We start from the raw sequence: 13,123 nt of genomic DNA, 5'->3' as shown, positions 1-13,123 counted from the left end.
CACCGAACCGCCGAACCGCCGAACCACCGCACCACGAAACGAACGAAGGAAGAGACCATGCCGTACATCACCGTGGGCCAGGAGAACACCACCTCCATCGACCTCTATTACGAGGACCACGGCGCCGGCCAGCCGGTCGTCCTCATCCACGGCTTCCCGCTCGACGGCCACTCCTGGGAGCGCCAGACCGCCGCGCTGCTCGACGCCGGCTACCGCGTGATCACCTACGACCGCCGCGGCTTCGGCCAGTCGAGCCAGCCGACGACCGGCTACGACTACGACACCTTCGCGGCCGACCTCGACACCGTGATGGAGACCCTCGACCTGAACGACGCCGTTCTGGTCGGCTTCTCCATGGGCACCGGCGAGGTCGCCCGTTACGTGTCCACGTACGGCTCCGCCCGCGTCGCCAAGGTCGCCTTCCTGGCCTCCCTGGAGCCGTACCTGCTCCAGACCGACGACAACCCCGAGGGTGTCGCGCCGAAGGAGTTCTTCGACGGCGTCGTCGCGGCCGTCAAGGCCGACCGCTACGCCTACTACACCGCCTTCTACCAGGACTTCTACAACCTGGACGAGACCCTCGGCTCCCGCATCAGCGAGGAGGCCGTGCGCAACAGCTGGAACGTCGCCGCGGGCGGCGGCTTCTTCGCCGCGGCCGCCGCGCCGACCACCTGGTACACCGACTTCCGGGCCGACATCCCGGCCGTCGACGTGCCCGCGCTGATCCTGCACGGCACGGCCGACCGCATCCTGCCGGTCGAGGGCACCGCGCGCCCCTTCCACAAGGCGCTGCCGTCCGCCGACTACGTCGAGATCGAGGGCGCCCCGCACGGTCTGCTGTGGACGCACGCGGCCGAGGTGAACGAGGCGCTGCTCGCCTTCCTGGCGAAGTGACCCCGCTCGCGGGCCCGTTGGGGAAGCTCCGCCCCGACGGGCCCGCGGGGCGTTCCGGCCCGGCCCGACCGGCCCCGACCTGGCATGATCGGGTGCGCCCGCAGGTGCGACGGTGACGACGGGGGAGCGCGATGAAGGACGAGAACCGGAAGTGGATCCCGCTGGGCGCCGTGCTCGGCATCGCCGCGGGCGGGGTTCTCCTGGCGGCGCTCCCGCCCTCGTTCGCGCACCGCGAGGTGCGCCCTCCGCAGGTGATCTGCTTCGGCGCCCTGACCACGAAGACGGCGGCCCTCCTCGGCGACCCCAGTGGCGGGGGCGGGGCGGGAAGCGGCATGGTCACCGCGGGGCAGTGGGAGCGCAGGGGGAAGGGCGACTACGCCTTCTTCCAGTCGTGCCAGATCGAGCGGGCCGCGTCGGCCGGTGCGCCCCGCGTGGTGTCCGGGCTGATGGTCCAGGACACCAAGGCCGCCGCGATCCGTACGAAGGACACCGTGCCGGTCGGGGGCGGGATCACCGGCTGGATCCGCCCGGACCAGGCCGAGGCCGCGCTGCCGGATGGGTGTGTGGCGGCGATGGGGTCGACGGCGCCGTACATCGTGGTGAGCGTCAGCGCCCGCTCCCAGGAGAAGAAGGAAAAACTGGTGGAGCCGGAGATCGCGATCCGCAACAACCGGGCCGCGCTGCGCGAGGCCGTGACGCGGCTCGCCGAGCTGTACGGCTGCAAGGCGTAGGACAGGCCCTGGACTCTTGAGGTCCCGGGCGCCGCCCTCCCTCCCCTGCGAAGTGAGGGCTGGGGCGCCCGCCCCTCACCCGTGTGGGATAGATCTCCAAATCTCCTTATTCCACGTGGGGTTCAGTCGGATTCGGGGCTCCACACCCCGGCGCGGGCCGCTTCGGCGACGCTCCGGGCCGCCGCTCGCGCGTCCCGGTCGTCCGGTGTGCGGCCGGTGTTGAGCAGGGCGTAGTAGAGCGGCGCGGAGACGGCGGCGATGGCGGCGTGCGGGTCGGTGCCGGCCGGGATCTCGCCTCGTGCGATCGCGTCGGTGACGCAGCCGGACCACTCGGCGATGCGTACCTCGTAGAACCGGTGGAGGGCCGTCGCCGCCTGCTCGTCGCAGAGGGAAGCGGCGATCAGGGAGGTGAACAGGGGCCCCTGGCGCGGGTCGGTGAGGGTCTTGACGACGAGCCGGGCGTTCGCGAGGAGGTCGCCGTCGAGGGTGCCGGTGTCGGCGCGCGGCAGGGAGGTCTCCGCCATCTCGGTGAGGAGGTCGGCGGCGAGCGCGCCGGGGGTGCCCCAGCGGCGGTAGACGGTGGTCTTGCCGACGTCGGCGCGGCGCGCGATCTCGGCGAGGTCGAGGGCGGCGAAGCCCTCGGCGGCGAGGGTGTCGCCCGCCGCCTTGAGTACGGCTTCGCGGACGCGGGCGGTCCGGCCGCCGGGCCGCACGGTGCCGGCGGGGGGCGTGGCGCCTGTGGTGGCGGTGGTGCGCTCGTCGGCCGGCGGGGGAGTGGAGGGCGTGGGCACGAGGAACTCCTGGGGTCGGCTGAGACGGATCGAGCGAATCGGGCGGCTCGGGTGGAGCGTTGCGACCAGCTTATCGGAACTGGGGTTCCCATTGCATTCGACGGGTGCTACTTTCGTGGTCGTAACGGAACGCCAGGCCCGTTAGCGAGGTTCCGGGTCCCGGCGACCTCCGCTCCGCCGCGACGCCGCACGCCCGCTGTCGTACTCCTCGCCGTCCTCACCGTTCTCGCCGTTCTCCCGCTTACCGCCCCGGCCTGCTGGTGGGCGGCGGGAAGGAAAGGTCTCCCCGTCATGGCCATGTCCCGCACCAAGCCCGCCCCTGCTCCCACCCCCACCCCCGCTCCCGCCCTCGCTGCCGAGAAGCGGCAGCCCTCCTCGCGACCCGCACCCCGCCCCGGACCTCTCATCTCGACGGATCAACCCCCGCTCCTCACCGGCCGGTTGAAACTGATCCTCGCGGTCCTGCTGGTCACCCAGTTCATGCTGGCCGTCGACTTCTCGATCCTGAACGTCGCGCTCCCCGCGATCGGCGACGGCCTCGGCTTCTCGCTCTCCAACCTCCAGTGGATCGCGACCACGTTCGCGCTCTCGGCGGCCGGCTTCACCCTCTTCTTCGGGCGGATCGGCGACCTGATCGGCCGCAAGAAGATCTTCATCGGCAGCCTGGCGCTGCTCGGTCTCGCGTCCCTCGCCGGCGGCCTCGCGTCCCTCGCCGGCGGCCTCGCCACCTCGCCCGAGGTCTTGCTGATCGCCCGTGTCGCCCAGGGCCTCGCCACGGCCGCCGCCACCCCGGCCGGCCTCGCGCTCCTCACCACCTCCTTCCCCGAGGGCCCGCTCCGCCAGAAGGCGCTCGGCATCAACGGGGCGTTGATGTCAGCCGGGTTCACCGCCGGAGCGATCCTCGGCGGCGTCCTGACCGATGTGCTCTCGTGGCGCTGGGCGTTCTTCATCAACGTGCCCGTCGCGCTCGCCGTCGTCCTCATCGCGCCCGCCGTCATCAAGGAGTCCCGCCCCGCCGCCCGGCCGAAGCTGGACCTGCCCGGCGCCCTCACCGTCACCCTCGGTCTGCTCGGCCTCGTCTACGGCCTCACCCGGGCCGGCGAGCACGGCTGGTCCGACGCCCACGCCCTGGCCGGTCTGATCGGCGGCGCCGTCCTGTTCGCCGCGTTCTTCCTCGTCGAGCGCAAGGTGGACGAGCCGCTCGTCCCGCTGAAGACCCTCGGCCGCCGCAACGTCGCCTGGGGCAACCTGCTCGGCATGCTCGCGTTCGTCACCGAGACCTCGCTCGTCTACCTCCTCACCCTCTACCTCCAGAAGACCCTCGGCTTCTCGCCGCTGAGCGCCGGCATCTCCTTCGGTGTCCTCGGCATCGGCACCGTCGTCGGCGGACTCGTCGCCCCCAGGGTCATCGCCCGCACCTCCACCCTCACCGCGCTGATCGCGGGCGGTGTCATCCAGGCCGTGTTCACCGGGGTGCTGCTCTTCCTCGGTACGACGACCGGCGCGGCCATGGGCCTGCTGCTGCCCGCCACCTTCCTCGGCGGCATCGGCAACATGCTGGTGATCGTCGGCTTCATGGTCACCGCCACCAGCGGCCTGCCGGACAAGGAACAGGGCCTGGCCACCGGGCTCGCGTCGATGGCGCAGCAGGTCGGCATCACTCTCGGTACGCCGATCATGTCGACCGTCGTCACCGCCACCACCGCCGGAGTGGCCACCGCCTCCGCCATCCACCATGGCGTCACGGTCGCCATCGCGGTCAACACGGCCCTCGTGCTCGTCGGAGTCGTCATCGCGGCGGTCTTCCTGCGGACGCGGAAGACCGAGGCCGCGCCGCGCTAGGCGTACGGCCAACCAGCGGGACCCGCACCAGAGTTCACCGGTCGACGGGCCCCGCCCCCTTCTCCCCCTGAGGAGTTCCGATGGACGCCGCGAACCCCACCTGGCACGACCTGACCCTCCCGGCCCCCACCCCCGTCCGCGCTCGCCTCCACACCCCTGCGTCTGATGCGAACGGCCTTGTCATCAGAGGCGGTTGGCTGGTCTGGGCGCACGGTGGAAGCTGGCAGTACGGCTCGGCCGCCGACTGGCACCCGGTCACCCAGCGGCTGGCCGGCCTGTCCGGCTGGCGGGTGCTGAGCGTCGACTACCGACTCGCCCCGGCCCACCGGCACCCCGCCGTCCTGGAGGACGTCCTCACCGCAGTCGACTGGGCCCGCGCGAGGGCGGGGGAGGATGGTCTGCCGCTGGCGGTGGGCGGCGACAGCGCCGGCGCCACCCTCGCGGCGTCGGCGGCGCTCGCCGACCGGGATCGGGACCGGGACCGGCCGGCGGGGGCGCGGACCCCTCTGGCCGCGCAGGTGCTCGCCTACCCGCCGCTCGACCCGTCCTGCTCTGCGGCCGGGTACCACCGGGACCCCGACGTCTTCCCCCGCCCCGCCGAGTTACGTCGCGCCTGGCGCGCCCTGCGCTGTAGCGCCCCGCCCCCGACGGAGCCGGTCGGGACGGAGGCGCCCGGCACGGGCCCGGTCCGCTACCTCACCCCGCTCGACGCCCCGGACCTGCGCCACGTACCGCCCGCCGTCCTCGCCGTCGGCGGTCTGGACCCGGTGGCGGACGACGTCCTCGCCTACGCGGACCGGCTGCGCGCCGCGGACGTCCCCGTGGACCTGATCCACCCGCCGGGCGTCGCCCACGCCGACCTTCTGCGGCCCGACAGCCACCTCTTGCCCCGGCTCGCCGAGCACCTGCGCGCCCTGGGACCCGTACCGCACCGAACGGAATCCGCCTCATGACGCACCACACCCCGGCCCCCGATACCTCAGCCCCCGAGGCCCCCGCCCCGCTCGCCGCGCTCGTCCGCCACTTCACCGATCTGCGCGAGGGCACGCACGCGGGGCATGCCGAACGCCCGGACAAAGACCGGGCGTTCGCCACGGCGGCCGGTCTGCTCGACGGTCCGGCCCGCCGGGTCCTGGCCGAGTTCGACACCCATCTGCTCCTGGGAACCGGGACCGTGCAGGCCACCGGACCGCGCCCGGACGGAACGGGCGGGCAGTTCGCGGCCTGGACCCTGAGCTGGCCCGAACAGCGCCGTGCGGGCCTTCCCGTGCTCGCCCTGCACGCCCACTACGGCGTCGGTTTCCACCATCCGCATCTGCGCGGGGCGACCGTGGCCGAGTGGCCGTTGAACGTCTTCACACCCGCCCAGGCCGAGGAACTCGTCCCCACCTTCCGCGCGATCGTCGCCGCCGACCTGCACAACCTGGTCTTCGAGCGCGACTGGCGCATCGTCCCGGCCCTCCGCCCGGCAGGCGCCTGACCCGGCGCCGGAGCCCGCTCGGCCACTCAGCCGCGCAGCACGAGGGCCATCTCCACTTCCTTCTGGGCCTCGTCGAGCGGATACGGCTCCTCGTGACCGGTCGGGACGAAGCCGCTGCGGCGGTAGAAGGAGATGGCGCGGTGGTTGTCCTCGTGGACGAGCAGGGTCAGCCGCTCCGCCTCTGTCTCCTCGCGGGCCCAGCGCACGATCTCGTCCAGCATGAGCGCGGCGGGCCCGGGCCCGCCGGCGCCACCGGCGCGCGCCGCGCCCGGCCCCCGGTGATCCGGACGCAGCCAGACGCCGACGAGCTTGGCGGTGTCCGGCGCGGGCAGGAAGCCGTTCATGACGCCGATCCAGGTGCCGTCGGCGGCGACGGCCGCGACCCCGACATTGCCGGGGCTCGCGGCCCGAGTCGTACGGAACCGCCACTCGGACTCCGGGTGGCCGAGCGCGTCCTCGACGGTCTCCAGATAGGCGAGCGGGGTGTCCCGCAGCATCGCCAGCCGTATCTCCCGGTACGCGGGCCAGTCCTCGGGGCGCACACGGCGCAGGGTGAAGTCCATGGCGAGCGATCTTCGCAGAGCCTCTCCGCCCACGTCAGCCGGACTCGGCCCGGGCCCCGGCCCGCGCGCTCGCCCGGCTCGACGCCGCCTCTCCTGGCCGGTCCCGGGCGGCGGCGTCTCGGGTCGGAGGGGACGGAGATCGGTGCGTAGCTCGCCACGAGCGTGACCACCGCGAGGAGTACGAGGATGATCGCGAGCCCCGACAGGGTGCGATCGAGGTAGGTCACGGAGCTTCCCCGGGCGAGGGGAGGGGCGGCTTCTGCTCGGTTCCGTGGGTGTGGAGCACGAACCACACCCTCTTCGAAGCCTCGTGGTACTCGATCTTCCAGATGTCCGCGAGCGCGTCCACCAGCCCGAGCCCCCTTCCGCCGACCGCCTTGGGGTCCGCCCAGGCCGGCCGTGGCTGCGGTTCGCGGTCCGGAGCGTCGTCCTGAACGCAGACGAACACACTCTCGGCCAGGAAGGCCACCTCGACCGTGATCAGCGGAGAGGCCGTGTACTTGTGGGCGTTCGTCACCAGCTCGGAGGTGCAGAGTTCGGCGCGGTCCGCGAGGGGAAGGTGCCCGTGGCTGCGCAGCAGATCGACCACCCAGTGCCGGGCGAGGCTGGCGGAGTTGGGCAGGTTCGGCCCGGTGAACCGGTACCTCATGCCTTGGTCAGGGGAGGGTGCGGAGAGCAGCAGTGTTGCGGTCGTCATCAGATCGTCTCCCAACGCAACAGTTGGCGCAGGTCAGGGGCGCGAGTCCGTGGCTCCGGCCATCTTTCGGGAAATCCTCAAACGGCTTGTGGATGGCTGCACTTCGGACCGACGCGGCGGCGTGCCGCTGCCCAGAAGCTAGGGCACAACGTAGGGACGGCGCAACGTTGTGACTGTCGTACCAACCTTTCGAGTGGACCGGCGGGCCGCAAGAGCGGCACACTCTAGGCACACAGGAGGGAGGGGCTCGTGCCACCAAGGTCGTATCCGACCGCCCGGCAAAAGCGGTTGGGCGCAGAGCTTCGCAAGATGAGGGAGCGCGCCGGCCTTTCCGGCGCCGACATCGCCCGCTTTCTCGGCGGCGAGCGCGCTACGGCGAGTCACATAGAGTCCGGCCGGTACGGCGTCAGCGCGGAGCGCGTGCGCCATCTCGCCGCCCACTGTTCGGCCACCGACAAGCGCTTGGTCAACGCACTCGCGGCGATGGCCGAGGAGCGAGGTAAGGGTTGGTGGGAGGAGTATCGGGGTCGCCTGTCGCCGGGCTTCCTGGATCTCGCCGAGCTTGAGCATCACGCCCTGTACATGCGTGCGATAGACATGCTGTACGTGCCTGGTCTGCTCCAGACCCCGGCGTATGCGAAAGAGCTGATTCTTGGCAGGGTTTCCCGCCTTCCCGAGGTCGAGATACGAGTCGAGCACAGGATGCGGCGGCGCGAGATCTTCGACCGTCCGCAGCCGCCGGAGTTCCAGGCGCTCATCCATGAGGCCGCGCTTCGGATGCGCTACTGCCGACCGGAAACCATGCGCGAGCAGCTCGACTTCCTGATCGACGCCTCTTCGTGGCCCGGTGTCTCCATCCAGGTGGTGCCGTTCAGCAGGCAGATCACGGGCTCTGTTCATTCCATGCTCTACGCCGGTGCGGCCATCCCGCAGCTGGACACGGTGCAGATCGACAGCGCCTTCGACGGCGAGTTCCTGGACGCCGAGCCGTACCTGGTCAAATACCGCGCCCTCTGGGATTCGGTCGAGGAGATCTCGCTCGACGCCGACGAATCACGCAAGTTCATCCATCGGATCGCGCAGGAAATGTGAGAGAGATGACCGCTCCTACCGCATGGCAGAAGTCCTCGTTCTCGGGGCCGGAAGACAACCAGAACTGCGTACACGTCCGCCTGGCCGCAAGCGGCGAGATCGAGCTTGTCGAGAGCGAGACGCCCGAGACGGTCATGTCCACGACCCGCGCGAACTTCGCCGCCTTCGTCAAGGGCGTCAAGGCGGGCGAGTTCGATCACCTGGTCGAGAGCTGATTTCTTCGGTCGATCAAGGTTGAGTCCCAAGTGCCCCCGTCGAACTGGGCGGGGGCGCTTGGCATATGTCAATTTTCCTAGACGGCGTCACGCTGTTGAGGCGCGCGCCCCAGGATGGATACAGTCCCACTGTTGCGACGCAGGCGCTGTGTGCTGCCTCCTCCCTTTGAGCGCCTGTGGGAGGCTCGCGGGCTACTCGCAGTCGGCGCCCTTGGCTCCATTGCGCCGACGAGTGAACGCCCGACCTCGGACGTGGAAGGCGAGGAGCTGTGCGTGCCAGTCGAACTCGGCATCGGGAGGGCGAAGTTCGGGTCGGATCGCGTGTCGGCGCAGGTGCCGGTCGATCAGCTGTGGTTCGCGCGACCTGTGTGCTACCTCGAACTGCTTGTAGCCCCAGGCGAGGCCGCTCGGCTGTCGGCGCCGGGCGGCAGTTTGTCACTGGCAAGTTCATCCATCGGATCGCGCAGGAAGTGAGAGAGATGATCGCCCCTACCGCATGGCAGAAGTCCTCATTCTCTGGAGCGGATAACAACCAGAACTGCGTACACGTCCGCCTGGCCGCGAGCGGCAGCATTGAGCTCGTCGAGAGCGAGTCGCCCGAGACGGTCATGGCCACGACCCGCGCGAACTTCGCTGCTTTCGTCAAGGGCGTCAAGGCCGGCGAGTTCGATCATCTGATCGGGAGCTGATCCCGGCGGCGCCCCTTCGTCCGGTCGAGGATGGGGCTCAAGTTCCCTACCCAACCGGGCAGGAGCGCTTGGCTGGGGCGCGGGGACTCATCCACCACATCGCGTGAGGACTGTGAGGAGAGAACATGAGCGCAGAGCAGATCGAGTGGCAGAGGTCCTCGTTCTCAGGTGGGAACGGACCGAACTGCGTCGAGGTCGGAGCGCATGACGGTCAGATCGTGATGCGCGAGAGTGACGATCCGAGCATCGTCGTCACCACGAGCAGGGAGAAGCTGGCCGCCTTCATCCTCGGAGTGAAGGCCGGCGAGTTCGATCACCTCGTCAAGGCTTGCCAGTAGGCAGTAGCGATGCCTCTCGTCCATCAGGGCCGAGGGGCATCCGCATATGCCGATCGATCTGATCCGTAGAGGACGGGCACTTTCTGAGCCGCTTGCGCTGCTCGAAGCCGCCGAGCGGGTCGGGTTCACGTTCGCCCTTGAGGGCGACGAGGTCGCCGAGTGGTCCGCGCGACCCGTGCGCTACCTCGAACTGCTTGTAGCCCCGGGGCGAGGCCGCCCGACCCCAACCAGAGTGAATGCGAACGGAATTGAGCAAGTGGGCACAACTCTGATCAGCGAACATCCCGCGTGGCGCACGACCGCCGAGGGGGCGCGAGCCAGGCTTGTCGAGCACGACGGAGCCATGTGGCTGGCCGCATGGAATCAGCGAAGCCGGCACCTCGACCTGCGGCCCGTCGTGGGGAACTCCCTTGCCGAGCCGCCGACTCTCGCCTACACGTCGTCGATCGAACTTCCCGACACCCCCAAGCGCGCCGAGCCGCTACTTGACGAGCTGGTACGTCTGGGCACCGTGGTGCGCCTTAGGAATCCTTCGCTGTGGGACTCGATGGTGACCGCGATCCTCCGGCAAGTCGTGAGCGCGAAGCAGGCCGTGCGGAAACATGAGACCTTCTACTCCGCGTACGGGCGCCGGTTCGACACCTCGGCCGGTGAGCTGGCCCTCGCGCCGACTCCCGAGGGCGTACTTGCCCTATCGGACGACGAGTTCGCCATCGTCGGAGCGAAGTTCAACCGCACCGCGCTGCGCGCGGCCGCCAAGGCGTACCTCGACCGGGGTGAGCAGTGGGCCTCCCTCGCCCCGGAGACCCTGGTCAAGGAGCTCGTTGAGGTGCCCCGCATTGGTCCGTGGACGGCCGCAGCGGCGACAGCCGACTACACGGGCGACTTCTCCGTCTACCCGCACGGTGATCTCGCCGTACGTACCTGGGCGCGCAAAGCGGCCCCTGATCTCGATCTTCCGTGCACTGATGGTGAGTTCGAGGAACTCTGGCGCCGATGGGCGCCGTCCCGTTCCCAGCTTCATGCCCTGACCCTTTTCACTCTCACGTGGGGGAGCAATGCCGTTAACGGCCACGGAGGACAGCACCGCCCCTGACCTGATCGCCGGCGCCGACCCGACCCGGGTACTCGACGCCCTGTTCGTGAACGCCCCGCTCCGCGACTACACCTCGCGCCCCAGGACGAACGACTACACCCTGCCCGTTCTCGGGATGGCGTACATCGCCACGTACGCGCAGCAGGCCGGCTCCAACGTCGGCTTGCTGGACGCCGAGGCTCACGGCCTCGGCGTCACCGAGACCGCCCGTCTGATCAACTCCGTCCGGCCCCGGTGGGTGGGGATGAACCTGCTCGCCCCCACCTACGAGATGTCGGCCCGGATCGCCGCCCAACTAGACCCCGGGATCGCGCTCATGGTCGGCGGGCACCACGCCCGCGCGATGCCCGCCCGCGTCCTCGACGATCCGCGCATGGGCAACCTGCGCGCCCTGGTCGTCGGCGAGGGCGAGACCCGCGTCGCCGCACTGCTCGCCGACGAGCACCGCCGTACCGAGCTGCCCGGGGTCTTGTGGCGCGACCGGCTGCTCGGCACTCACGCCGCCGGCATCGCGCGCGGCGACACCGCCCACTGGCTGAGCCCGGACATCGACGCCCTGCCGCTCGTGAACCGCGACTTCCTGCCGCAAGACCCGTACGTCGCCGACGACGGCCGGATCGAGGCCAACATCGTCGGCTCGCGCGGGTGCCCGTACGACTGCGGCTTCTGCGGCGCCGCCGTCTCGGCTAACCCCGACGTCAAGATCCGCCCCCGGCTCCCCGAGGGCATCGTCGCCGAACTCGACCACCTGCACGAGACCTACGGGACAACCGCGTACCGGTTCGTCGACGACCTGTTCCTCGGCGCCAACCGGGTGATCGTCCCGCAGATGGAAGCGTTCACCCGACACCGGATCGGCGACCGGTACGTGTGGGACGCCACCGGTCGGATCAATGTCCTCGACCGCCTCGACGACGCCATGCTCGACACGCTCAAGACGAACGGGCTGCGCGAGGTCGCCCTCGGCATCGAGTCGGGCAGTGACCGGGTGCTCGCCGGGATGGACAAACGGATCACTGCGGAGATGACCGAGAAGGTCGCCGCCCGGCTGCTCGCCCGTGGCATCGGCGTGAAGGGGTACTTCATCCTCGGCTACCCCGGGGAAGAGCAGACCGACCTCGACGCCACTGTGCGCCACATCCACAACCTGTGGGACATCGCCGACCGGTACGGCGCCGGCCGCTTCCGGGCGAGCGTGTTCGAGTTCCGGCCTTACCCCGGTACGCCGATCTGGCAGCGACTCACCGCCGCCGGGTACGAGCCCGACGCCCTGCTCGCGTACTCCGACGTCGACCTCACCGCCGACGGTGCCGACGAGTCCATGCGGCAGCGCGACGAGTTCAATTTCTCCGTCGGCCTCCAGTTCGGGACGGTTCCCCTTCCCACCCTGCGGGCGACGCTCGCCGAGCTCACCCGCGAGCAGCACGACCGCAACCGTCCGGGGGTCGCCGTATGAGCGCGTACCCCGGCTTGTTCATCAGCCTCGACGGCCCGAGCGGCGTCGGGAAGTCGACCACCGTCGCCGAGCTCGGCCGCCTGCTCGGCGATCGTGGCCGCGGCGTCCACACGACGACGGAGCCCTCGACGAGCGAGCTCGGCCGGTTCACCCGGGCCGAGGCCGACCACATCCACGGACGCGCTCTCGCCTGCCTCGTCGCCGCCAACCGGTACGAGCACATTGAGACCGAACTCGCCCCCCGGCTCAAGGCCGGTGAGACCGTCGTCTGCGACCGCTACCTCGCGTCGAGTCTCGTTCTCCAGCCGCTCGACGGAGTCCCCGAGCAGTTCGTGCTCGCGCTGAACCGGCACATCCTGCTGCCCGACCTGGCGGTGATCCTCACCGCCGAGCCCGAGGACATATCGGCCCGTCTCGCCGAGCGCGGGAGGCGCCACCGCTTCCATGACGACCCCGACGGCCCCGCCCGCGAGGTCGAGCTCTACCACCGGGCCGCGCAGACCATGACGACCCTCGGCGTGGAGGTGCTGGTGCTCGACTCCACCGATGCCACCCCCACGGACGTAGCGAAGCGAATCGCCAACACCCTGCCGTGGCGCGGCGGTAACGTCGAACCGCTCCACCCGCACACGCACGACGACCCCACGGTGAACCCATGAACGCAACACCCGCGACACCCGTGATCGACACGCACGTGATCCTCCGCGACGGCGACAAGGTGCTGCTGTCGCAGCGCGGCGGCCCGTACGGCTACGGCCGCTGGCACGCACCCTCCGGCAAGCTCGACGCCGGCGAGCCGCTCACCGCCGGCGCCGCGCGCGAGTTGCGCGAAGAGACCGGCGTCGAGGTCGACCCCGGACATCTGCGGCTCGTGCACGTTGTCCACCACAAGCAGAGCCCCGAGACCGAGCGAATCGGCCTGTTCTTCGAGGCCACCAAGTGGGAGGGCGAACCGGTCAACCGCGAGCCCGACAAATGCCTCGACCTGCGTTGGTGGGCCGTGCACGACCTGCCTGACGACATCATCGAGTACCCGGCCGCCGGACTGCTCGGCTACCTCAAGGGCAGCGAGCCGCTCACCGAACACGGCTGGTCGTAGGCGGAGGGACAGGGGCTGTCATCGTCCGCCGTGCCCCGCTCTCCGAGGGCCCGGCGGGCGGGCGCGAGTGCAGGCTTGGGGCACCGTTCCCGAGCTGGTGCCGCCTGCCCCGCCCCCACCCCACCCCCTCCCGGTTTGCC

Annotated in this window: 16 protein-coding genes; 13 read left to right on the top strand and 3 right to left on the bottom strand. The window is 70.4% G+C overall.

Annotated elements, in window-relative coordinates; genetic code table 11:
• The first annotated feature begins 57 nt into the window (after positions 1-57).
• Together ABZ990_RS13060 and ABZ990_RS13055 are read left to right on the top strand one after the other, a co-directional pair.
• Complete coding sequence (locus ABZ990_RS13060) at positions 58-894, top strand: alpha/beta hydrolase (protein ID WP_361229783.1); 837 nt, start codon at positions 58-60, stop codon at positions 892-894.
• A gap of 131 nt (positions 895-1,025) precedes the next feature.
• A complete protein-coding gene (locus tag ABZ990_RS13055; protein WP_361229780.1) occupies positions 1,026-1,625 on the top strand; it encodes a hypothetical protein in 600 nt (199 codons plus the stop codon).
• 122 nt (positions 1,626-1,747) lie between these two features.
• Here the strand turns inward: ABZ990_RS13055 and ABZ990_RS13050 are convergent, their stop codons facing one another.
• A complete protein-coding gene (locus ABZ990_RS13050) occupies positions 1,748-2,338 on the bottom strand; it encodes a TetR/AcrR family transcriptional regulator (RefSeq protein WP_361229884.1) in 591 nt (196 codons plus the stop codon).
• A 369-nt stretch (positions 2,339-2,707) separates the two neighbouring features.
• Here ABZ990_RS13050 and ABZ990_RS13045 point away from each other — a divergent pair, with 369 nt between their 5' ends.
• The 3 genes from ABZ990_RS13045 (at position 2,708) to ABZ990_RS13035 (ending at position 5,738) form a co-directional block, all read left to right on the top strand.
• Positions 2,708-4,258, top strand: a complete 1,551-nt coding sequence (locus tag ABZ990_RS13045) for an MFS transporter (RefSeq protein ID WP_361229777.1) — start codon at positions 2,708-2,710, stop codon at positions 4,256-4,258.
• Positions 4,259-4,338: 80 nt separating this feature from the next.
• Positions 4,339-5,211, top strand: a complete 873-nt coding sequence (locus tag ABZ990_RS13040; protein ID WP_361229775.1) for an alpha/beta hydrolase fold domain-containing protein — start codon at positions 4,339-4,341, stop codon at positions 5,209-5,211.
• A complete protein-coding gene (locus tag ABZ990_RS13035; protein WP_361229772.1) occupies positions 5,208-5,738 on the top strand; it encodes a hypothetical protein in 531 nt (176 codons plus the stop codon). The genes ABZ990_RS13040 and ABZ990_RS13035 overlap by 4 nt, the downstream gene beginning before the upstream one ends.
• A gap of 26 nt (positions 5,739-5,764) precedes the next feature.
• On the opposite strand, the gene ABZ990_RS13030 is transcribed toward ABZ990_RS13035, so the two are convergent.
• Both ABZ990_RS13030 and ABZ990_RS13025 read right to left on the bottom strand, forming a co-directional pair.
• Positions 5,765-6,301, bottom strand: coding sequence for a GNAT family N-acetyltransferase (locus tag ABZ990_RS13030; protein ID WP_361229769.1), 537 nt, complete (start codon positions 6,299-6,301; stop codon positions 5,765-5,767).
• A 223-nt stretch (positions 6,302-6,524) separates the two neighbouring features.
• Positions 6,525-6,998, bottom strand: coding sequence for an ATP-binding protein (locus ABZ990_RS13025; RefSeq protein WP_361229766.1), 474 nt, complete (start codon positions 6,996-6,998; stop codon positions 6,525-6,527).
• Positions 6,999-7,247: 249 nt separating this feature from the next.
• On the opposite strand from ABZ990_RS13025, the gene ABZ990_RS13020 reads away from it, so the two are divergent.
• From ABZ990_RS13020 to ABZ990_RS12985, 8 genes are all read left to right on the top strand, one after another.
• The gene (locus ABZ990_RS13020) at positions 7,248-8,090 is read left to right on the top strand and encodes a helix-turn-helix transcriptional regulator (protein WP_361229764.1); all 843 of its coding nucleotides are present in this window, start codon (positions 7,248-7,250) and stop codon (positions 8,088-8,090) included.
• 5 nt (positions 8,091-8,095) lie between these two features.
• A complete protein-coding gene (locus ABZ990_RS13015) occupies positions 8,096-8,305 on the top strand; it encodes a DUF397 domain-containing protein (RefSeq protein WP_361229761.1) in 210 nt (69 codons plus the stop codon).
• 479 nt (positions 8,306-8,784) lie between these two features.
• Positions 8,785-8,994, top strand: a complete 210-nt coding sequence (locus tag ABZ990_RS13010; RefSeq protein ID WP_361229759.1) for a DUF397 domain-containing protein — start codon at positions 8,785-8,787, stop codon at positions 8,992-8,994.
• A gap of 125 nt (positions 8,995-9,119) precedes the next feature.
• Positions 9,120-9,332 (top strand): DUF397 domain-containing protein, encoded by a 213-nt coding sequence (locus ABZ990_RS13005; protein ID WP_361229757.1) that lies wholly within the window; start codon positions 9,120-9,122, stop codon positions 9,330-9,332.
• A 46-nt stretch (positions 9,333-9,378) separates the two neighbouring features.
• Positions 9,379-10,428 (top strand): hypothetical protein, encoded by a 1,050-nt coding sequence (locus tag ABZ990_RS13000; RefSeq protein ID WP_361229755.1) that lies wholly within the window; start codon positions 9,379-9,381, stop codon positions 10,426-10,428.
• Positions 10,391-11,884 carry a radical SAM protein gene (locus ABZ990_RS12995; RefSeq protein WP_361229752.1) on the top strand — a complete coding sequence of 498 codons (1,494 nt, stop codon included), beginning with the start codon at positions 10,391-10,393 and terminating at the stop codon, positions 11,882-11,884. Before ABZ990_RS13000 ends, ABZ990_RS12995 begins: the two co-directional genes overlap by 38 nt.
• Positions 11,881-12,543 (top strand): dTMP kinase, encoded by a 663-nt coding sequence (gene tmk, locus ABZ990_RS12990; protein ID WP_361229749.1) that lies wholly within the window; start codon positions 11,881-11,883, stop codon positions 12,541-12,543. Before ABZ990_RS12995 ends, tmk begins: the two co-directional genes overlap by 4 nt.
• Positions 12,540-12,983: an NUDIX domain-containing protein gene (locus ABZ990_RS12985; RefSeq protein WP_361229746.1), complete on the top strand. Its 444-nt coding sequence runs from the start codon at positions 12,540-12,542 to the stop codon at positions 12,981-12,983. The genes tmk and ABZ990_RS12985 overlap by 4 nt, the downstream gene beginning before the upstream one ends.
• Positions 12,984-13,123: the final 140 nt, after the last annotated feature.

It is taken from the genome of Streptomyces sp. NPDC046203, assembly GCF_040646255.1.
In the GTDB taxonomy this organism is placed as follows: domain Bacteria; phylum Actinomycetota; class Actinomycetes; order Streptomycetales; family Streptomycetaceae; genus Streptomyces.
Note: the sequence above shows the minus strand (reverse complement) of the source record. Positions and strands in the feature narration are given on the sequence as shown.